Source organism: Bradyrhizobium uaiense (genome assembly GCF_010811875.1).
Taxonomy (GTDB): Bacteria; Pseudomonadota; Alphaproteobacteria; order Rhizobiales; family Xanthobacteraceae; genus Bradyrhizobium; species Bradyrhizobium uaiense.
This window is the reverse complement of the sequence record NZ_VKHP01000083.1, coordinates 11,714-33,498: the sequence shown is the minus strand read 5'-3', so window position 1 is coordinate 33,498 and position 21,785 is coordinate 11,714. Positions and strand designations below refer to the sequence as shown.

Genomic DNA, 21,785 nt, shown 5'->3' with positions numbered 1-21,785 from the left:
TCCTATGACAACATCGTCGATCACTGCTGTTACGCTTGGAACACTCTCATCGATCAGCCGTGGCAGATCATGTCAATCGCGCTCCGCGATTGGGCCTACATCGGTCGATCAATTTGAGGATTGGTATAAGTACACGTCTGCACATCGTCTTTCTATCGGCAAGCTCTCATCTTGCCGGGCCTCTACGAGATCGCTTGTTGCCTTCCTGATCGTTGACGTCTGGCGCGAGCCACTCCGTCAAAAGAATATCGATGTAGAGGCTGAAAAATTGAGCGCGTGGCCGATTTGGGGCGTGTACGTGATGCTTGTCGGGTGATCGATATAGGTCAGCCCCAAACTTGCGTATATTCCCGGACCAAGATGTGCGGTGTACGTCCCCGAAATGGCTTTCGCGTCGCGATGAACGAGATTGCCCTTGGCGGCCGCCGCGTCAACTGCCAAGTCGCTCCAGACTGTGTCGGTTGCAACAAGCGAAATTTGATCACTGGGCCGGCTGTCGAAAAGGCCCTTTGCGTAAAGTCGAACCTCATAATATTGGCTGACTTTATTGAGGTCGGGCGGAGCGCCCATGACGGAGAAGCCACCATAGATGCCGCGCGATGCCGCATCATGGACATTGCTCTGCCAGAACTGCCGGTCCGCCGCGACGTAATAGAGGCTATTATCGCCAGTTCTCGGCTGGGTTGGATTGGCCAAGCGTACGTAATGGCTGTTGTTGAAACCGACGCCGGCCCGTAACCACGTATCAAGTAAACCGGGAGCGGCGCTATTACGATAGCCGCTCTCGTCAAGCAATAGAAGGCCAGCGTTCGCGGTGCTCCAGTCTAGCCCGGTTGGATTCGCACTTATGTGCGCGAATACCCCATCCGGGCTGGTAGAGCGTTGGACGGATAGTTTGTTATACAGCCGATCATCAAAATGGTAGGTCACGTTCAGAGTTGGTGTCGGCGCGGGCGCGAAGTTCATGCCGCCTTGATATAGGACATTCGAGGACGGGCCGAAGACATTCGCCCCTGGATTTCCTCCGACGACCGTTCCCGCCAGCTCGTATGAGTTCATGAGGTAGCCAACTTTGAGCTCGAGCCTCCGATCCAGGAAGGTTTGGTAGTAGGCGATCGTATCGATTCCCAATCGGTCCGGACCGCCCGGCTGCCATGTCCATGATTGCTGTTCGGCTCCAACAATGATTTGGCCGTCGGGGATCCCATATCGGCTGAGATCGTAGGTCACCATCATGTAGTTGAGCGTGTAGAACGTCGGATTTTGACCACTATATTGCTGGTTGGCGATGGTGCTCTTTGCGGCGTTCGGCAGAAGATTGTTCACATAGGTATTCTGTGTCCAAGCAATGAAGCCGATCCCGATCTCGGCCAACGCGGATCTTATGCCTCCCTTGTCCTGGATCAAAGTATCGGCTGGGCCGGGTAGGTTGACCTCCAATCCCTTGATGCGAAGGGTGTCGAGCTTAGCGAATTGATCAATCTGGGGAGCAACCGGTGCAGGGCGAGCACCAACACGCATTGCTCGGTCTTGATTGATCTCACGGTCAGATTGGGTCTTCGTGCGTTTGGCTTTTCTCTTTGTGATCTCGCTCGCGGCGCCGCTTTTCTGAGTGGGCGTGTTGCTAGCTTGCGCCAGCGCTTCTCCGCTGGCAAGGCTGGCTGCCAGCACGCATGCAGTCGCCAGCTCCGCCTTTCTCATGCGTCGAAAGCCGAACGCTGGTCCTAAAGTTTGGCGCAGCGCGCCGGTCTGCCGATTTTGTACATCGTGAATGCCGCCGGAAGTGTTACTGTTCAGATCAATGCGCATAGAATCCCTCAGACATGGTTAGAAGCCCTGAATGCGCTTTCTTTGGCCTCGCGTGCGCAACTGGAGGATGACATCCATCGGATAATTCGATGTGATCACCTGCAAGATGCGATGAACCAACGGGGTTCAAGGTGCTGTTGCGCGGTGCGGAGCGAGATCAGGCGCAAGGCCTGCAGGCCAATATCGACGGAAGCAACTCTGATTGAAGTCGAGTGGAAGAGCGTCGGATTTGAAGGCTATCAGGGCCAGAATCGTCGCCCCTATGATGAGCCATCACTCGACCGTGCAAATGCTCGGGTGCGTTATGACTTTACTGCAATGATCAACTTTCATCGGCCTGCATTCGGGCGTCCGCTCAGTGTCAGATACGGCCAAGAGCATTGGAACGGTCGCTAAGCAATCGAACAGTTTCGGGCGCGGTCCGGTCTCCATCTCACTCGAGCCGAGAACATGGCTTCCGGATTCCGCGTAAAGAAGGTTCTCTGAGTTGCCTGACTATGGTCGTTCCTGGGCTTCGGACTGCTCTTGAGAGCGCCTGTTGTTCGCATGTTGGCGATCCTGCGTTGAAGAAATTAGTCGCTGGCAGCTAATAGCCGGCTCGACTGTCAGCTGGACGGAGGCAAGGGACGCGATTGCGACGCGCTCTCCGCTCACGATCTAGACAGTATCGAGCCAAACGCAGCCCATTCCGGCCGATAGTAGCAGGAGCTTTGGTCACGATTGAGAGGTCCGGGCGAGGCGGCATCTACACGGATCGCGCGAGCTATTGCGGTTCACTCGACATGCCGGCCTGTGTGCCAATCCGATAAGGGAAGTGATCGCTTCACAGGGCTCTTTCCTAAGGTGAGGCTCTGCTCAAAACGACATCGGTGAGCCAGTCAATAGTGACATAGCCTGACGCGTCCTGGTGCCGGTCCAGCAGGGCGTCAAGCTCCTTGGCGATGGTTGCGGCACCAGACCTAGCGATCGCAGTCCTTATGTGTCCTGAATCACAGTACCCGCGAAATTGCCGAGCAGTTATCGTCTGTTTCCATTCGAGCTTGTAACGGTCCACAGCCACCAAATCGTGCCGCGAACGGAGTTCCCCCTCGAAATCAGCTTTCGTATAACCGCCCCGGAAGTCAGAGTAGTGGTCTCGTCGAAATCCAGGAATGTGGCGCTCTTGAAGGCTAGCGAAATCGTCGAGAAATCTGCTTTCCTCGTGGCGGTGCTTGTTCTGTAGGAGAAGCAATGTTCCGTAAGGCTTCAGCACCCGTGCTGCCTCTTGGTAAAATACCGGCCGATCGAACCAGTTGGCCGCTGTTGCTGCCGCCACAAGTTCACATGAACGATCTGCGAGCGGCAGCATTTCAGCAAACCCCGCAAGGACCTCCAGGCCTCGGAACGCGGCCGATCGTTCCTTGGCAACGGCAGCCATATCACCGTTTGGTTCGATGCAGGTCAGGCGCTCAATGCTCGGGACTGACGCCATTAGCTGTCTGCTGAAAATTCCCGTTCCCGCGCCAATGTCTGCGGCCGACCGCAGTGGCGCAAGTGTCGAATGATAGTCCGTGAGGACATCAAAGACCGCGCGAGGATACCCAGGCCTATACTCATCGTAGTCCAAAGCGGCGCCGGTATAGAGCTGCCATGTCACCCGTTCATTCATAACAATCCTCAAGCGGAGAATTTGACAAACGATCGCCCTGCGTGCCCTCACGCGGATGGAAGGCCGAAACCGGAGAGTAGCCCCGAATCCATGTGATCGCGGGAGGGTTCCCGCGTGTTCGACCCGCGAAGATTGAAAGGTCTCTCGAGTGGGACGAATATCAATTCGCGATCCACGCCTTCTATCCTATCAAGCGGCGCTCAAGACGCGGACTACAAATATCAGTAGGTCAAGAGCAGGAGCACCTGTGCCGTTCGCGGTTGGCGCGCTAAGATGCCGCTAACGTCGCCCGCGATGGCAGCCGGTTCTTATGGGATGTTAGTGACGATAACTAGTTCTGCGTCGCATTGAGGACTTGGGATCGGCATTGTGGCAGTCCTGGGCTCAATGAGGACGCTTGATAGTCAGGACGACCCGTCCTGTGCATAATCGGTATTGCAGAAGACAGGAGTTCGCCATCGCTCATGTGCGGTATTGTTTCCAGTGGCGATCGCCCGGTAGATATCGATGAGCTGCCGTGTGATCGGCCCAGGTTGTCCACATCCTACCACCATGCGGTCGACCGAAGTCACCGGCGTGATTTCAGCACCGGTGCCGCAGTAGAACACCTCCTGCGCGAGGATAAGTTCCGTCCGATCAACATCGCGCTCAATGGTATCTACGCCGAGATACTCGCGTCCCAGCTGAATGACTGTCTGGCGCGTGATCGATTCCAGTATGTCGTTGGTTCCGCTTGGCGTGATCAGTTGACCATCGCGAACCATAAAAACGCACATTGCCGGCGCCTCCGCCAGTTTTCCCCTTGAATTGAGGAGAAAAGCCACGTCGTAGCCGTCGAGTTGAGCCTGCATCATAGCCAATCGTGCATTGTGATAATTTGCATTGCATTTGATGCGCGCGGGCATCACGTTATCAGGTATGCGCATCCAAGAACTAATATGAGCAGCAGCGCCTTCGATGGATTGCCGTGTGGTCTTACGGGGCAGCGCCGTAATTGCAGTCCCTACGGGTCCTTTTGCCGCCAACTCGCCCGCGCCGTCAATAAAGGCCATCAGCCGAATATGCACCGTCGTGCGGAATGCATTCGCCCGGCAGAGATGAATGATCGAATCGATCAGGGCATTGCTGGACACCGCTCGGTCGAACCTCATTGCTTTTTGCGAGAAGGCATATCGCTCGAGGTGCTCTGCGACGCGAAAGAGGTACAATTGTTGGACGTGTTCGTTCCAATAGCCGCGTATTCCTTCAAAGACACCAATGCCATATTTCGCCACGGGCGAGAATACATGCACCTTGGCGTCGTCCCATGGGATAATTCGGCCGTTGAGATACGCAAATTCCGGCGCCAACATTTGTGTTTACACCTATTCTGAGTCTGACCGAGAGGTTAAGCCCGGTCGAGCAGTAGGGCCGCAAGAATAGTCAGTCCACGCCGAAGATCCTCATGGGTTTCTGGAGCGACTAACGAGACTCTGATGTTGTGCTCGACTTCGATGCCCGGCGTCGCAAACACGCGCGGATGTCTCAGGCCTACGCCCTTAGTGCGAGCCGCTTGGACGAATGGCTCCGCCGTCCAGCGGGGTGGCAAATCAATCCACACATGCAACGATGAATCGTTCGTTCGCATCACAGCCAGAGGCCCAAGTATCTCCCGAGCAATGTCTTGCCTGGCCGCGATCTCGCGGGATATCTGTTCGGAAATGTGACTTGCAGCACCGCTTTCAATCAAGTTCGTGATAATCGCCGCGGACAACCCCGGTACAAACCAACTCGAGACACTTGGTATCGGTCGAAGAAGATCGGCAAGCTTATCTTCGGACGGAGCGATAAGATACGCAGTCCTCAATCCGATGCCCAAGCACTTTGAGGCGCTCATCAGGTACCAGGTGAGATCGGGCGCGACCGAAGCAATCGGAGGCGGCGCGTTCTTGGTTATAAGGCCATGCACGTCATCTTCGATAATCGGGAGTGCGTACTTGCGCGCTACTCGAGCAAGCCTCTGTCTCCGCTTAATCGACATCATTGAAGTGGTAGGATTGTGACCTGTCGGGTTGATGTAAACTGCCGTCAGCTTATGAGCTTTGCACACTGACTCAAGAGAATCGTCCCGCATGCCCTCTTCATCTATGTCAATAGGGACAACGCCAATCCGGCCCAGCATTGCGAGTTGCCCGATCGCCGCATAGGTCAGCTTTTCCGCGGCAATTGCAGTCCCTCGGGGACCGAGACGGGAGAACAGCACCATCAGCGTGTTCTGAGTGCCCCCTGTCATCAATAAGCGAGCAGGATTGGGAACCGCGCCAAGCCGGCATCCCAACCAATTGGCTGCAGCCTGTTTGTCACGCGCACTCCCGTGGAAGCGATGGCGTTGTATTGTGCTCGCAAGATCCGGTGCTGCCGCCACCGCAGTGAGACTTCTTTCGACATGTTCCCGGAAAGCCGGCACGTGCGGAGCCCATGTCCGCGTCATATCAATCGGCGCCGTCGTGCTATCAGACACTTGGCTTCTCCTCGTACGCCGGATACCGCATCACTTGGGCTCGCTCGATGACGCCGGCCGGACCCACGTGCAGCGGCGAGCTTTATGGGCAAAGGTATGGAGATGAAAGTCAATAAGAGGTGCTGCAAGGACGTCGTTCTGCGGCCCCGGATCACCAGTCATCACAAGCTGCCGTCCAAAAGAACAGATCGCACTCATGGCGTGTACCTCCGGCGCGTTGACAAGTTCAGGGCAATCTTCATACGCGGAGCTCTCCCACAAATTGCTTGCCGATTGCTTGAAGAACACTATCCAATGTATTCCGCCTTTTGCTCGCGGCCGGCAAACAGGACATCTAAATGGCACCTTTCGATGAAGGTACCAGCAGGCGACAATTGATGAAGTAAAGAGCGAAGTTGCTTATCGAATTCGTCTCTTCTCTGGGTTAGTACACCGGGGCAGGCCTTCGATGTAGAGTACATATACTGGACGAGTTTCTCAGCAGTCCATGATATGACATAGGGGATGTTGCTTCTTGTGATGTTCGCAAATGCTGATCGGCGCAGAACAGCTTCGTTGTCCATAGGCAATTCCCGTCGCTTGTCAGAAGGTCCGGCTGGAAAATAGCCTCCCCACCAGATACGCACGAAGTCCCAAATTCTGTTCCACCAATCATTCGGTGTGGCCTCGTCGCGAACTCTTGTGATGATTGCAACCTTACCGGAAGATAGCAGACTACGATCAAGTTTCTCCAAAACGACCGAGCGATCCATCCAGTGAAAGGCACCCGCGATCGTGGCGCCTTGGTAGCCGGCCAAACCCGGACCGATCTCCTCGGCGCTGCTTTCGACCAGCGAAATGTTGCGCAGGCCTCGTTCCGAGGAAAGCCGCTCGGCCTCGTCCAGCATGGCGCGATTTGGATCGACACAGTCCACATGTGCAATGCCTGGAGCAAGTCCAAGGCCGATCTGTCCAGTGCCACATCCAAGATCAAGGACCCGGCTTTCAGGCGTTAGAACAAGGTGTTCGCGAAGCGACCTGAAGAGTGCTTGCGGATACTCAGGTTGGTAGCGGGCATAGTAAAAAGCGGCTCCTTCAAAGATACTGCTTGCCAACATTCCGCTCTCCTTTCGGTTGGCCAAACCGGCGTCGGCTCCTGTCTCTGCCAGCTAAGTCTCGGAGGAATGCGCCGATCCAGAGCTCCGTACTTATACCTTCCGCGCCGGACTTGTTTAGCTTAGACCCCGCAATGTCAGAACGGATGAGGCGACGACGGCGAATATTGAGATCGCGAGGTACATGGTCACATTTGGCGCCAAGACGCGGATCGGCGCGACGTGTAGTCCTGCAAGGAGTATGAACGTGCCGAGCGTGAAGTGTACGATTAGCTCGTCGGAAACTGTAGGTCGGGCAAGGAAAATGACCGCCATAACAGGAATGTCGTATGATAGCGGTAGTCCTAAGAAATCCCCGTTACCTGAGCGGCCGAAATTGGCAAAGTAGCTGAGCCTAATTGCTCCTGCTGCGAGCAGCGCGGTCGCAGTTACCAGAGCAAAGACGGAGGCACTGCTGAGCTGGATGACGATGACCGCGGGCAAGACGGCGCCGTAGATGATATCAGCAAACCCGTCCAGACTCTTTCCCATCTTGGCAACATCTGGGTGGCGATGTTTCGTGCGCGTGGCCACGATTCCGTCGAGATGGTCGGACAGGACAGCCCAAAGGGCTGCTGCTATCGACAGTTCAAGGCGATTGGATACGGCAAGAAAAAGACTGACGGACGAAAAGACGAGGCCGCCAGTCGTTATGGCGTTGGCTGGATCCCAGAGGTACTTGAGCATCGAATCGTCACCTTTCGCGAGGGAGGCCGCGGCCTTGAATTCCTCTGAAAAGCTGCTCTGCGACCTGTAGATCTTCAGGGGTGTCGATTTCGTACCACCTAACATGGTCGCAACGCGCCGGGGCGAGCTGCAGGCCGCGGAATTCAACCAGGTACGAAAGAAGCTGCTCAGTGTAGGCCTGGGTTACTCCCGATCCTATGATCTCGTCCAGCGCTGGAACAATCGTGGCCTTGAGCGTCGACGCTGAAAGGCGCAACAGGTTCATCGTTTTGAAAAGCCGGGGTCCGTTAGAGGTTAGGTTTGCTCCGGTTTGCCTCATGCGAAACTCCGAGATGAGGCCACAATCCGTCAACACCACCGCCGATCCTTCCATAGAGGCGTCGAAAGGAGCGATTGCTGCTACGTCGGTCGCCGCATTGTGCAGCAGATGACGCAGCGCATCCTCCTCGAAGAACACATCGCCTTCAAGGACAAAGCAATCGCCGGAAAGCAGCGCGTCGCGGGCGAGCCAAAGTGAATAGGCGCTACCCGTATGATCGTACGCCAATGATTCCACGTACTTGATCGCGACCATGTTAAAGCGACGACCGCACGCGTATTGAATCGCATCCTTGCGGTAGCCGACCACGAGAGTGACCTCTTCGACGCCGACGGCTTCCAGAGCTCCAAGAGCGTTGTGGAGAATTGACGTGCCATTGACTTCGACCAGGGGCTTCGGTCGCATATCCGTCAGCGGCCTCAGGCGAGAGCCGACGCCGGCAGCAAGAATGACTGCTCTTTTGGGGCCCTCCGCTGTCATTTGACTGCTGCAGCCATTGACGAGATTAGCGGTTGATGCGTGCGAACGGCATACGACGTATAGCCGGAGATTGGAGTGGGGCAGCCAGCCACTGGTGGTCTAAGCTCCCGAACATGGCTATGAACGAGCTTGCTGGAGCGTGACGGGATGAAGGTATTGCGCTTCAGCTCTGGCGAGTTCATCGTAGTCGAACATGTCAAAAACCTCTTCGAGCGTTGCGATATCCGGCTCAATTGTTGTCGCATTCTCCTCAGCGAAGAGGCGATCGCACACCTGGCGCATCGCTGCGACCGCCGCCCGCATCGAATGATTGGCCCAGATGACAGTTGAGATACGGGCTCCGCGATACGCGCTAGTCGGAGTCCGATAGTATTTCGTTGGAACGATCACGACCGGCGACTTGTCTTGCCAAACGCGTGCGAACGAGAGAACGTCGTCCGCCGAACTGCTTCGGGAATGGATAAGGATGGCGTCAGCGCCGGCTTCCGTATATGCGTGAGCGCGTGAGATGGCCTCGTGCATTCCGTGTCCAGCGATCAAAGCTTCAATGCGGGCGACGACCACGAGGTCCTTCCCGATCGTGTCCTTGACAGCGCGCAACCGACCACAGAACTCGTCTATATCAGCGAGGGGGTGATGGTTGCCAACAAATGAGTTCATTTTCGGAAAACAACTGTCTTCCAGTGCAACGCCGGCAGCACCGCGCTCTCGAAGCTTGCGTGCGAGCAGTCGCGCATTGTTGAAGTTGCCGAACCCTCCGTCGCCATCGACCAGCACAGGCAGGCGGCTCGAGTCTACAATGCGCTCAACGGCATCAACAAGCTCACGCCATGATGCTTCATTGGCGTCGCGATAGCCGAAGGAGCAGGCAATGGAGAGGCCAGAAGCCCATAAGCCTTTGAAGCCCGCACGCTCGGCGATTGCGGCCGACAGGCCGTCATGCGCCTCCATAAGGAAGGAGAGACTGTCGCTGGAACAGACTTCTCTGCGCAAGGCATCAGCAGGAGAGAGAGCGAGTGGTCGATGACGGCTGCCGGCCAGGAGAGAATCTGAGTTTTCTTGCATACAAACTCCCGGAGGGCTGAGCCGGTCAACGTTGATCGCTCCAGAAGTGGCATACGTGGATGATCTCGATCAATTGCTGAAACTGGTAGGTGACACGCCGGAGGTGAGCGCCAGCCTCAAGGGGTTGAACGGAATCGCTGGCGATGCCGAGCATTGCCTCCCGAGGAACGGAGGTGTTCCAGACCAAACCGTCGTGCGAAGCCGTTGTGCCTGGCTTGGGCGTTGCGGACATATTCCCCGGCGCGACCTGCAACAATGCCTCCATCGGGCCAAACCCGGCCTATGGCCGCAGCAATATCGTCTTACAAGAATGAGCTCCGTCGCTCATCGATCGGTACCAATGTAGAGTTCAATTTCCCGCGTCACCTCGATAATACGGTCTGAATGGCCACCGTTCTTGAAGAGTGCATACTTCAGAGCTTGCGCGCGGCTAACGAACAAGCCACCAAACACGCCCCGTTGCTCGCAGGCAACCCAATTACCGACCCGATTCCTACCTAGATAGACGGTCCGTGCGGTCGACTTGCGTGAAGGGAACCAGAAGGGCGACGCCATCATGTCCTCTCACCAAACGACAGTTTAGACATACGTGAAAGCCAAAGAGGCGGTACACCAACGCGCATCGCGAATAGGTTGCCGAATTGTCCGGTCACTTGGGTTGCGGAGTGAGAGCGAGGACGAAATCACATCGGAGCTCTTTTTCTCCAAATGGGAGCCGGCTCGATCCGCGCGCCTGATCGCTAAAGGAATACTCCGATGGCGAACGACGTTCTCCTACCAATTCTGGCGAAATGGCAGAGTCTGCGATGAACCAACGGACTAGGAGCGCAGCCAAAGAGGCGAAAGCTGAATGGTCGCCTTGGCCGATGATGCTATTTTGGCCGGCGTGATCTGCTGCCAAGAGCCGCATTGCCGCGCCAAGCAGGGCGGCGCCGCTAGCCAGGACTCCAACGGCTTACCTGCTAGGCGGGGCGGCTTTTGTGGGGCTTGGCGCCCACATGGGCGTTAAGCTGCCACGATCCAGAACGAGCCGATTGAAACCGAGCTGATGTGCGCCGCATTAGTCACGAATGCCTGATAGCTCCAAAGGCGCCCAGGGGATATGATGGCTGCAGTACGGTTGACAACGCATTCCGTTGGTCCGATCGGAAAGGTCGAGTGTTGGTTGGGCATGCGCCCAGACGCTAATGTGCGCCGATGTCGAGCCCTCAGGTGCAATAGGCCATATGCATGCGCCAGCATGGGTCCGACTCCTTAGCTCCTTCGAGCACGAGTATGTGGCCGTCTCCGTGGCCCGATGAAGCTCAATTCGCTTGCCGACTTATCCAGGGCGCGGCAGCAAGGCCCACCGTTGTGCTCGCCTGGGTCAGGCCCTTCTTCAATTTACGAGAGTATCGATGCGCGAGAGACTGCCGAAGCAAATCTGACGATTTGTCCGTCAGCTGGCCTCGAATACACCTAACAGCCAGACGGCCGCGCAGGACAAGATTGAAGCCGAGATTGGAGTGGCCAACCGCCGAGCAGCAGTCATTGCTCCCGTTGGTTGCATCAGGTCATCAGCGTCTGGCGTCGCCAGCTCTCGACGGCCTTGTCGAGAGCAGCCGCTGCCTTCGCATCTGCCCACCGGTCCCAGAATTCTATCGTGCCGCTGAGCGGTTCGTTGCGCGGCTTGGCAATGCGGATCCGCGTCGGCAACAAAATCGCATCACCCACCACAAGAGCCTCGCCGGTATCCAGGACTGGAAGCAGGTCGCCAAACCCGCCCAGACTGTCGGGAAGCAGGCGGCGGACCACCGTCTGATCGTCACCATTGGTAAGCCGCATTGCGATCAGATTGTTGCACTGGCTGACGACTGTGCGGTTCACCTCGGCCGGCCGCTGACTGATCACGACCAGGCCGACGCCATATTTGCGGCCTTCCTTGGCAATACGCTCAAATATCGCGATCGCATTCTCAGCAGCTCCGGAGCTCGCATCCTGGGGGATGTAGAGATGCGCCTCGTCGCAAAAGAGGGCCACGGGATGACGGGCGCCCTGTGCGCTCCACTGCTGCACGTGAAAGACCATGCGCCCCACCATTCCAACGATGAGCGGCAGAATGTCCGATGGCACTTCTGAGAAGTCTACGACCTTTACACCGCCATGGCCGTCCTTGGCCGCGCTGCTGCCCAGTAGCAGGGTCACAACTTCCTCCAGCCAGCCATAGCTGTCCGCAACGCCTGCAGACGGGAAAAGAAACCCAAGCCGACGATCGGTGCGCTTGCCCTCGAAGCGCTGGATTAGGCGGCTGAGCTTGCCATGAAAGTCACCTTGCTTCTCGGTCCGCGCTCCCGGCACCATTTCAGTGTTCAGCCGGTTAAGCTCCGCAAGGACATGATCGAGTGCGAATGGGACGGGGCTGTCGATCGTGAAATTGGCGAGCACATCCTTGTGCCCCCCTGCCGTCAGAAAAGCGGTTTTCGCATCGACGATGGCCCGCGACATCAGCATGGCTTGGTTGGGCGCGGTCACGTCGGTGCGATCAACGAACATCGAAATAAGTGCTTCGTAGCTCATGAGCCAATAAGGCAGATGCAGTACACCGTCCGATAAGCCTTTGCCGGCCTCGATATCAGCTGGGCCGGCGACACGAAGATGCACGAAGCCGTTGCCGGCCATAGATCGGTACTCGCCATGCATATCGAACACGATGGCGTTTGCACTCGTAAGCTCGGCCACTTGTTCAAGAAGACGGGCAGTTGTCCAGGATTTGCCGGACCCGGTGCTACCAACGACAAGCGCGTGGCGCTGAAATAACCTATTGCCGTTCACATAGGCTTCAGCATTGGGATCAAGCGTGTAGCAACCAAGCGACAGACGCTGGGATCCGGCGGTCACCTCGGAAATAACGCCCATAAATCGGGTGAGCCGTTCTCCCTCGAGTGCAAAGCAGCATGCATCGATTTCCGGAACGGTTTCAAGGGTACGTCGGAATACGTTGGAGTGGAGCCCGTCTCGATCGATCAGCGTCCCAATCAAGGCAATGCGGACCAGGTTTACTTCGGGGAGGGCCTCCTCCGCGCGCTCCAGGTCAGCCACTTTCGCCTGCTCGAGCGCCGTGCGTGTAATCTTGTGGATGACGCCGATCAGCTTGTGACCGGCCAAACTGCTTTGCAGTGCCACCAGCCGATTAACCTGGAGCGCACGCAGCGAGTCAATGTCGTCGACCCGGACGATCACGGTTGCAGTGTCGACCGATTGAACGCGCCCGAGCGCCTCTTGATCAGCAAAGTCCAGGATGCTCATGGGCGGATTCCTATCATGTGGTCCAGAAAACAATCGAGACGCCACAGGGGCTTATCGACATCGAAGCCGGTCGGGAAGTGGTGCATGTACGCACGTGAGCCGGCGGGGCCGCTTTCGATGGCCAGATAGCGCCGACACCGTCCGCTGGCCAGGAAAGCCTTTGCGCTCGCAGTCAATTCCTTTGTCACGACGACCAATGGCACGGAATCACGGTCGCAGCGTTCAATGAGCTTGGTTTGGACGTGCTCGTCATTGAAGCCGTAGCCGACACAGAAATAGGACCGGGCACTATCCAGCGCTTTATCGCTACAGCCGAGGATCGTGCGGAAGGGCTCGCCATGGGTTAATCGGTATTTGTCAATGCCAGGCGTGATCATGAGTGGCGCATAATTCGCTGGGATCGCAAGTGCGCTTCTCACGCCGACAATCTGGTTGGCTGCATCCTGGAACCAATCGAGCGATCCATGGACCTTCCAAACCGCCACTGTGCGCGATGGCCGCCCGTCGACCGTCACGCGCGTGTTCGGAGCTCGTGCCCGACTTTGCAGGTAGCCATAGTTGAAACCGGTGAACGTGCTGACCTCAGCCGCGTCGGCTGCATATTCTGCCAACCGGTCGTAGTTGGGCGTCACAACGTGAATGGTGGTATGTGTACTATCGAACAGGTGCCGATAGAGCCTGGTGAGCGGCAGAGCGTGCCGATTGGCCAGTACCAATGCGAGGACAGCCAGATCGGAGGGCAGTAGAAAGTCTCGGGCGAGGCGCGCTACGAACAATGTTTGGCGATCGGTCGGGCGGACTGCTTGGAGTGCGCGTTCAAGGTCGCGGCCAGCTTTCAGCTCGCCAAGAAACGAGGACCATTCACAATTCTCTCCAACCGTCCAGTCGGCTGGACGCGAGGCCTCGGACAAATGCGCCGCCAAGGCACCCATGCCAGGCACACCATGGGCTGCTGAGGCTCCGCTTCCAAGGATGATGACCGGCGTCAAACTCAGCGCGTGCTGCGCAAATTCCTGCGCGATATCTAACTCGCTCTTCGCCGCCATGCCCGCTCGCAATCACACGGATGAGGTCGCGTTGAGCGTAAGAGAAACTTGCAGCGCGCGCAGAGCGTGCTTGGTGTAGCTGAAGGGCTCGGGTTTGACGCCAGCCTGCCACATCGGAAGATGCAAACTGGCTTTCACGTGTTGTTAGCTCACATGGTCTTCTTTGAGAGTGCGGACTGACGAGGCGGCATAGGCGGCCGAAACGAGCTTATAGCAACAGCATGCCTTTTCTTCGAGCGCTTTGGGTTCATCGACCTGCAAGACGCCGCGCATCTTGCGAATCAGCCCTTGCTCCTCAAAACGGGTCAACGTTTCTGTGACCCCTGCGCGGCGCAGTCCAAGCACCGAAGAAAGGTAATCGTGGGTGACTGGTAGCACACGAGCGTCAATTGCTTCGCTGGCGAGGCAAAGCCAGCTGGCCAGGCGCTGCTCACGATGGTGCCGGACCCCGCATAAGCCTGTCTGAACGCACTGAAATGTCAGCGCTTGGATGTAGTCAAACAAATTGTCTCTGATATCCGGATGCGCCTTCATGATACGGCGCAAATCCTCGACGCGAAGTCTATGCGCGGTTCCAGGGAAGACGACTACGGATTGATGGGTTGAAAGATGTCCTCCCCACAAAAATGAAGTGCCGACCACGCCGCGGTAACTTATCACTGCGGTCTCGAGCATACTGCCTGCGGCAACGACTCTCAGCGAGACGAGGCCGCTCTCTATAAAGTAGACGTGCTCGACCGGCCTTCGTGGCTCTTGCAGAATCATGCGTTCTTTCAAGACGACCGGCTCGAGACACTCGCCGATTGCTGCAAGCTGTCGCATGCAAAGACGGGCCAGGATGACGTTCTTTACAAAGGGCCGCTTCGCAGAACGTACTGGAAGGGAAAGCTGAGGCTCGGGTCGTGTGCCCGGCGGCTGCTTGAGAACTCTATCTTCAGAGCACTCAAGCACTTCCAGGACGGCGGGCGCGCGGTCGGTCATGGTCCCTCTCCTGGCAGTAGGCATTTGCTTGCCTCCGCCTGACCGTAACGAGAACGTGATTGCGACTATAGCAACATCTCCATCTTGAATTGATGCGACGAGTAACCCATCGGCGCCCGATTCCCGCGTTGAGGAGCCCGTCTTCGACGAATTTCGACGAATGCGTTTGCGCCGGCTCCGTACTCAACTGCGCGCCAATTCCTGCTTTGAGCACCTTTTCGCCGGCAAATAGATTGGGTCCACAACATTGCCGCATGATCGGGCGGCCACTAGAGCCGTTTCTAAATCATGGTCGTTTCTCAAGAAGCCTGGTTGTCCTAACAAAGCAACGGAGAGCGAAACGGTAGATTGAACGCTCAATAGCGCGCAAGTTCACGCAGGTGCAATCAATCGTCTGGGAGAAGCTCGACCGGAACAGCGAATCCGACTTTGACGCGATCCAATATGACCATGCTCTTGAAACCCTTGATATCGCGATTTTCGTAGAAGAAACGGCGCGTGAACTCCTCGTATTCCTCCATCGATCGGGCGGTTATGTACAAGACGAAGTCGGCATCGCCCGTGACATAAAAGCCATTAACGACGTCGATTGATGATTTGATAGCCTTTTTGAATCTGTCGATGATATCGGCGCTTTCCCGCTCCAAGGTCACCAGTGCAAGAACTTGAATCGGTCGCCCAACGGCTCTCGGCGATACAACCGATACATCGGCTTGGATGATGCCTTCCGAGCGGAGTCTCTTTAATCGTCGTTGGCAAGCAGTGGGCGAAAGGCCGGCCATCTCGCCGATCACATCTGAAGTCAAACGGTTATTCTTTTGCACGATCTCGAGGATGCGTGCATCTATCCGGTCGTATTGCATGACAATCTCCAGCCTGAGATGAATTTCACCGCGAGATGATCACTCAGCGCAGGAAATCCTCCGGGTGGAAAATACGAGGAAATTTTCCGAGACAAAGCCCAAGTTTGACGGGTCCTGTCACATAGCAACTTCCGACCAAGGATGAGGGCGCTGCTCGGGATCAGCCGCTCGACAGGGAGCTGCTCGCCGTCTATTGGGTGTTTAGGTTTCGTTTTCCGCAAAGATACGAACCAAAGCGAAGCCGGGGCGCAACCAAGCGCGCCGAATGCGTGCAATTGGATCACAGAGCGTGCGCGGATCGCCATGCTCGCCGCACACCTAATCAACGAAGTCAGATGCAATCTTCGCCGAAAAGGGTGCGAGAGCATGTGGTGGGATCCGTCGAGTTATCGCTTGGCGCAGGTCCGCATCTGGGAGAGAGCCCGGGTTTGTAAGCCGATCGCTTGAACAAGCTTCTGCAGCTGGTTTCGATTTTGGGCGCATGGACGCGCCGCGGGCGGGCCAAATCGGCGAATTGATGGCCGGCTATATCGTATCTCGAGACGCTTCGCTCCGTGCGGACGCCGGCAATCAAGATCCGCGCGATAGGGCGGTGAGCATACCACAGATGCGGGCGTTATCCAGATGAATGGCCGTAGCTCCTGGCTTCTCCATTGCATCGAGGGCCATCGAGTCTCGACACGTCAGCAATGCGTCGCTTGCATCGGACTGAACCGAGCAAACTGAGGTCGTCTCGCCTCCAAATCCGACATCCGGCAGCTCCTTCGACGACCTCGCCTCCAATCCTGGATGGATAAAGCAGTCTGGCCACTTGGCTCGACCGGTCAGCTTCCCGAAAGCTAGCCCTGCCACCCTGGCGTCGTGGGGATATTTCTCGGGGCTGATCTGCGACTGAATCAAACGCAAACATCGTCAAACGGAGTTTTGAGATGGTTCGAATTCATGATGCGCTCTACATGGCAGCCTTGGCTTATGGCAGTACATCAGGCGCTGCCCAGCAAGATGAAACCATAAACCAGCCCGCCTTTGACCAGCAACTGGACGAGATACCGCCGGAGCTGGATGAACCAGGCGGTGCAGGTTCTGCCCATTCTATTGCTTCGGACGAGGTGGCAGATGTGGTCAACCAGCAATCTGATCTGAAGCTTGTCGTCATTTCTAACCGCATTGCACCCTTCGACCCCAATAAACCCCAGACCGGTGGCCTCGCCGCGGCCCTCGAGCCGGTGGTAGAACGTTGCGGTGCGGTTTGGGTGGGGTCTTCGGAGGAATGCGGCGACGGGACCGAGCGGCCCCTGCGACTGGAGCCCACCGGCACAGGCTATGTCTCCCGGCTCGATCTGCCGGCCGCTGACCATCCTGGCTACTATCGGGGATTTTCGAATTCGACGCTGTGGCCGGCATTGCACTCCCTGCCGGACCGGATGTCGGTCTCGGAAGACGATTATGACAGCTATCAGAGAACCAACGGCTTTATTGCGCGTGCCGTCTTCGACGCCCGAGATCGGGACGTATTCTGGGTGCATGACTATCATTTGCTCCCGCTCGGAGCCCAACTGAATGAGCTCGGCATCGAGCGGCCGGCCGGCTTTTTCCTTCACACGCCGTGGCCCGCGCCCGATATGGTCGAGCGCGTGCCCAATCATCTCGAACTGATGAAGTCGACGCTGAAGTATGACCTGCTCGGATTCCAGACGAACCGAGATATGAACAACTACTCGGCGTACCTCCGAACCCATTTCGGACTGGAAACCAGGGATGGCATCGTCACCACGGAGCGCGGTCAGACGCGACTGAAAAAGTTCCCAATCGGGATCGATCCCAGGCAGTTCGCAGACTATCTCGCTGCAGATCTCTCTCCTGCAGAGCAAAAAAAAGTCTCGTCATTGTTGCAAAACTTCGAGGGATCCAAGTTTGCGATCGGCGTCGACCGGCTCGATTACACGAAGGGTATCGACAAGCGGGTCGAAGGGTTCAATCAGCTTCTAAGGACGGAACCCCACAGCATCTCGCTGTTGCAGATCGCACCGTCCTCACGCGCCGATGTCGAGCAGTATCAGAAGTATAAAGAAGACGTGGAGAGCGCGATCAACCGGGTCAATGCCGAGCATGGCACAGACAGGTGGAGGCCAATCCACTACAAGAACGATTCGTTCAGCCAGGCGGCACTCGCGCGGCTTTACCGCGCCGCCCATGTCGGCGTCGTGACCCCGTTGCGCGACGGCATGAATCTCGTGGCGAAAGAATATGTTGCGGCACAAGACCCGAAGGATCCCGGCGTGCTGGTCCTATCCAAGTTTGCGGGCGCAGCTGAAGACTTCAACGAGAACGAAGCACTTCTGGTGGATCCGAACCACCCTGAAGAGATCGCAGCCGCTATTTCGAAGGCGAGTCACATGCCGCTTGAAGAGCGTGTCACCCGCTGGCGCTCGATGATGGACAAGATTGAATCCTATACCATCCACGACTGGGCGGCGGACTACGTTAGCGAACTGGACAAAAGCCGCGTCACTGTTCCAGCTGATCAGTTCCACCATCTCGGTCTTGGCTGGACCAACGAAGCTCAAATGCCGCTGTACCAGAATTATGCCACGGCTTTGACTGCTTTCAACGATGTCGACCCCAGGGATACCGCCTTGAAGGAGGCTGCCTATGCAAATGTTGAGTCAAGCAGTGAGGCGCTGGCGACTCCACTGATGCATACGCAGAACAGACTCTGGGTCCTGCCGGCACCGGACAGCTTCGCCTAGTTCTGCTCGCCTAACAGTCCGATGCCGAGGAGGACTGACGGGGCGAACAGCACACGGCGGATTGCGCTTCTGGTGCAGGCGAGAGGCACAATACAGGTCTGGCGGCTGGCGCGATGCCTTCGGCCCGCGCTGGCCCGCATGATGAATGGAACGTCTCAGCGGATCCTTACAGTCACGAAACGGAGATCGCCACGCGCACTGCCCTCAGCTTGATAGCGATCTGGCTGCTGATCAACGTACTGCTCTATGTCATGCTGACGCGCGTCGACAAGTCTGCCCGATGATATAGCTCGGAAGATTGTACCTCGCATTTGGAGGTAAGCGTTCCGACGGCGGGCGGCGAGCGGTCCTCTGTTCCGGAACTTGGCCGCAAAAGATCCGACGGTGCTGTCTGACACTCGGTCTTGCCGACATCGCCTGTCTGCTTGGCAACCAATGTCGACAAGCGGACACCGTCGTGCAGCCCTAAGCGGCTGAAACTTGCGGCGCTTTGGTCGGCATGCAGCTTGCAGTGGACGGTCCGCGAGATAGCGCGAGCCGAGCCATGTCATGCGTTGCGTACTTTCCGCAGCTTCTGCTTGACGCGCCAGGCCCGTGTGGCCGCACGACCTCAGCCGGAGCAAGTCCATGAACACGTCAGCCCTCTCCGCAGCGCTGCTTTCGATTGCCTGCTTCACCTCCGCTGCGCTTTCACAGGAGCGTTCACTTTCAGAGGAGCGAAAGGCTGCGGCGGTCACTGAGGATCCATTCCTCTGGCTCGAGGAGATCGAAGGACAGGGCGCATTGGCATGGGCCCGTGCCGAGAACGAGAAGACGCTTGGGGTACTCCAGGCTGATCCCCGCTATCGGGTCTTCTACGAACAGGCGCTCTCTATCTTGCAGGCCAAGGATCGAATTCCATATGTCTCCCTGGGACGTCACGGGTTGGAGAATTTTTGGAAAGATGAGGATCATGTGCGCGGCATCTGGCGGCGCACCACGCTTGAAAGCTATCGTCGCCAGGACCCACGGTGGGAAACCATCCTCGACGTGGACGCCTTGGCGGTTGCCGAGAACAAGAACTGGATCTTTCAAGGCGCCAGCTGCCTTCCGCCTGAAGAGCGCCTTTGCCTGATCTGCCTTTCAGACGGGGGCAAGGATGCCGCGTTCCTACGCGAGTTCGACCGTGAGGCAAAGCGCTTCGTTGCGGACGGCTTTTATCTTCCAGAGGGCAAACAAAGCGTCAGCTGGGTCGATCGGGACACGCTCCTTGTTGCAGGCGACTGGGGCGAGGGCTCCTTGACGGAGGCCGGCTACCCCTTTGTGGTCAAGGAGCTCAAACGCGGTCAGCCGCTCAGCGAGGCGCGCGAGGTCTTTCGTGGCGAGCCGAACGATGTTCGGGCGGTGCCCTTGGTGCTTCGAGACAATGAAGGTCATGTTCATGCGACCGGGGTCATCCGAGCGATCGGGTTTTTCGAGCATGAGTGCGTGCTCTTCCGCCCCGATGGGCTCGTCAAACTCAATCTGCCGAAGAAAGCGGAGATCGTAGGCCTCGTGAATCATCGCCTGCTTGTGAAACTTGACGAGGAGTGGACGCCGTCGGGTGATGTCAACTTTAGTGCCGGTTCGCTGATTTCGTATGACCTGACCGAATGGAAACAGGATCCGCTGCGCGCCAAAGCCTCGCTTGTCTTCAAGCCTGGGCCTCGTCAGGCCCTGAGCGGGCTAAGCTTCACAAAGAACCTGTTGATCTTGACGATCTTGGATAACATTCAAAGCAAAGCGTTCGTGTACAAGTATAATCAGGGAGCTTGGTCGGCGACACCAATCCCGCTACCAGAACATACAAGTGTTGGAGTGACAGCCGCCTCCGACGAGGCGGATCAGGCCATGTTCGCCGTCTCAAGTTATCTCACGCCAACGTCGCTCTGGTATTTTGATGCCGAAACTCAAAAACTCGAGGAGTTGAAGACGACACCTACTGCGTTTGATGCGTCCAAGCATGTCGTAGAGCAGTTCGAAGCGACTTCGCGTGATGGCACGTCAATTCCCTATTCCTTGGTGCTACCGAAGAACGCAAGGTTTGACGGCGCCATTCCGACCCTTCTTTATGGCTATGGCGGGTTCCAGGCTTCGCTTCTGCCCTCTTATCTAGGCCCTGTGGGGCGGCTCTGGCTCGAACAGGGTAATGCCTATGTCGTTGCAAATCTGCGAGGGGGCGGCGAGTTTGGCCCGCAATGGCATCAAGCGGCCCAAGGCGCAACGAAGCAGACGACGTGGGATGATTTCATCGCCGTTGCCGAGGACCTGATCCGCCGCAAGATCACAAGTCCGCGCCGGCTCGGCGTCATTGGCGGCAGCCAGGGCGGGCTGCTCGTTGGCACCGCAATCACCCAACGTCCCGAGCTCTTCAACGCGGCGATCATTCAGGTACCGCTGTTTGACATGCTTCGATACACCAAATTGGGCGCCGGCGCCTCCTGGATCGGCGAATACGGCGATCCCGATTTTCCCGAGCAGCGCGCGTGGATCGAAGCCTACTCGCCCTATCAGAAACTAGTGCTGGGCAAGCCATATCCCGCGCCTCTAATTCTGACCTCCACCAAGGACGATCGTGTGCATCCCGCGCACGGCCGCAAGGCTGCAGCAAAGCTCGCCGCCCTGGGCCAGCCTTACTTCTACTACGAGAACATCGATGGGGGGCACAGCGCGGCGGCCAATCTCATCGAAACGGCGCGTCGACTAGCGCTTGAATACACCTATGCATCGAGGCGGCTTTGTTCTGAATAAACCGGCGGACGGGCCAATCGAACCAGGCTCCAGATCATTCACGATCCCTGGTTACCGCGCCCGCCGGCTGAATCATCGAGCCGAGATGCGGGGCGATACACAGAACCAGCCAATCGACGGACCGGATGCTGCAGAGTTTAACGGGACTGGACGAATTCCGACAACGCTGGAGGTGCTCGAACGCAAGCCCGCAATTTCCAGTTCGTCATGCAATATGGCTGGCCAGGCGCCTGCCCATGAAGGGTCGGCGTTTTGCTGAGCCAAATTGACCCATGAGTTGGCGTTCTAAATCTCAAGCTCGTTCAGGCTTTCTGGAGAAATCGCGCAGCGATCGACCCTGCGTCGAATGATATGGAATCTAACTGTGCCTCAGGGATACCGGATCTCAAGTGGTTATGTGCCAGATCGATAGGTCGACCGGCTGGGGCAGGGAGCCAGGCCGTTGAGTTC

At 57.1% G+C, this 21,785-nt stretch carries 15 protein-coding genes; 2 read left to right on the top strand and 13 right to left on the bottom strand.

The features are described 5' to 3' along the window. Positions 1-237 precede the first annotated feature (237 nt). The 13 genes from FNJ47_RS20650 to FNJ47_RS20590 form a co-directional block, all read right to left on the bottom strand. On the bottom strand, positions 238-1,809 hold the full coding sequence (locus FNJ47_RS20650; protein WP_163156307.1) for a carbohydrate porin: 1,572 nt from the start codon (positions 1,807-1,809) through the stop codon (positions 238-240). A gap of 838 nt (positions 1,810-2,647) precedes the next feature. Beyond that, complete coding sequence (locus FNJ47_RS20645) at positions 2,648-3,457, bottom strand: class I SAM-dependent methyltransferase (RefSeq protein WP_163156305.1); 810 nt, start codon at positions 3,455-3,457, stop codon at positions 2,648-2,650. A 404-nt stretch (positions 3,458-3,861) separates the two neighbouring features. After that, positions 3,862-4,809 (bottom strand): aminotransferase class IV, encoded by a 948-nt coding sequence (locus FNJ47_RS20640; RefSeq protein ID WP_163156303.1) that lies wholly within the window; start codon positions 4,807-4,809, stop codon positions 3,862-3,864. A 35-nt stretch (positions 4,810-4,844) separates the two neighbouring features. Then, the gene (locus tag FNJ47_RS20635) at positions 4,845-5,957 is read right to left on the bottom strand and encodes an aminotransferase class I/II-fold pyridoxal phosphate-dependent enzyme (protein ID WP_163156301.1); all 1,113 of its coding nucleotides are present in this window, start codon (positions 5,955-5,957) and stop codon (positions 4,845-4,847) included. Between the two features lie 287 nt (positions 5,958-6,244). Beyond that, on the bottom strand, positions 6,245-7,054 hold the full coding sequence (locus FNJ47_RS20630) for a class I SAM-dependent methyltransferase (protein WP_163156299.1): 810 nt from the start codon (positions 7,052-7,054) through the stop codon (positions 6,245-6,247). A 114-nt stretch (positions 7,055-7,168) separates the two neighbouring features. Further along, complete coding sequence (locus FNJ47_RS20625) at positions 7,169-7,777, bottom strand: CDP-alcohol phosphatidyltransferase family protein (RefSeq protein WP_163156297.1); 609 nt, start codon at positions 7,775-7,777, stop codon at positions 7,169-7,171. Between the two features lie 7 nt (positions 7,778-7,784). Beyond that, the gene (locus tag FNJ47_RS20620; RefSeq protein ID WP_163156295.1) at positions 7,785-8,576 is read right to left on the bottom strand and encodes a phosphocholine cytidylyltransferase family protein; all 792 of its coding nucleotides are present in this window, start codon (positions 8,574-8,576) and stop codon (positions 7,785-7,787) included. A gap of 117 nt (positions 8,577-8,693) precedes the next feature. Beyond that, positions 8,694-9,641 (bottom strand): phosphoenolpyruvate mutase, encoded by a 948-nt coding sequence (aepX, locus tag FNJ47_RS20615; RefSeq protein WP_163156293.1) that lies wholly within the window; start codon positions 9,639-9,641, stop codon positions 8,694-8,696. A gap of 25 nt (positions 9,642-9,666) precedes the next feature. Beyond that, positions 9,667-9,906, bottom strand: coding sequence for a hypothetical protein (locus FNJ47_RS20610; protein WP_163156291.1), 240 nt, complete (start codon positions 9,904-9,906; stop codon positions 9,667-9,669). A 1,283-nt stretch (positions 9,907-11,189) separates the two neighbouring features. Then, complete coding sequence (locus FNJ47_RS20605; RefSeq protein ID WP_163156289.1) at positions 11,190-12,926, bottom strand: ATP-binding protein; 1,737 nt, start codon at positions 12,924-12,926, stop codon at positions 11,190-11,192. Further along, complete coding sequence (locus FNJ47_RS20600; RefSeq protein WP_163156287.1) at positions 12,923-13,972, bottom strand: SIR2 family protein; 1,050 nt, start codon at positions 13,970-13,972, stop codon at positions 12,923-12,925. The genes FNJ47_RS20605 and FNJ47_RS20600 overlap by 4 nt, the downstream gene beginning before the upstream one ends. Positions 13,973-14,116: 144 nt before the next feature. Continuing rightward, positions 14,117-14,953, bottom strand: a complete 837-nt coding sequence (locus tag FNJ47_RS20595; protein ID WP_163156285.1) for a Crp/Fnr family transcriptional regulator — start codon at positions 14,951-14,953, stop codon at positions 14,117-14,119. Positions 14,954-15,339: 386 nt separating this feature from the next. Further along, a complete protein-coding gene (locus tag FNJ47_RS20590) occupies positions 15,340-15,816 on the bottom strand; it encodes an Lrp/AsnC family transcriptional regulator (protein ID WP_163156283.1) in 477 nt (158 codons plus the stop codon). A gap of 929 nt (positions 15,817-16,745) precedes the next feature. Here FNJ47_RS20590 and FNJ47_RS20585 point away from each other — a divergent pair. After that, positions 16,746-18,566: an alpha,alpha-trehalose-phosphate synthase (UDP-forming) gene (locus tag FNJ47_RS20585; protein ID WP_165445781.1), complete on the top strand. Its 1,821-nt coding sequence runs from the start codon at positions 16,746-16,748 to the stop codon at positions 18,564-18,566. 627 nt (positions 18,567-19,193) lie between these two features. Further along, positions 19,194-21,335: a prolyl oligopeptidase family serine peptidase gene (locus tag FNJ47_RS20580; RefSeq protein ID WP_163156281.1), complete on the top strand. Its 2,142-nt coding sequence runs from the start codon at positions 19,194-19,196 to the stop codon at positions 21,333-21,335. The last annotated feature ends 450 nt before the right edge of the window (positions 21,336-21,785 follow it).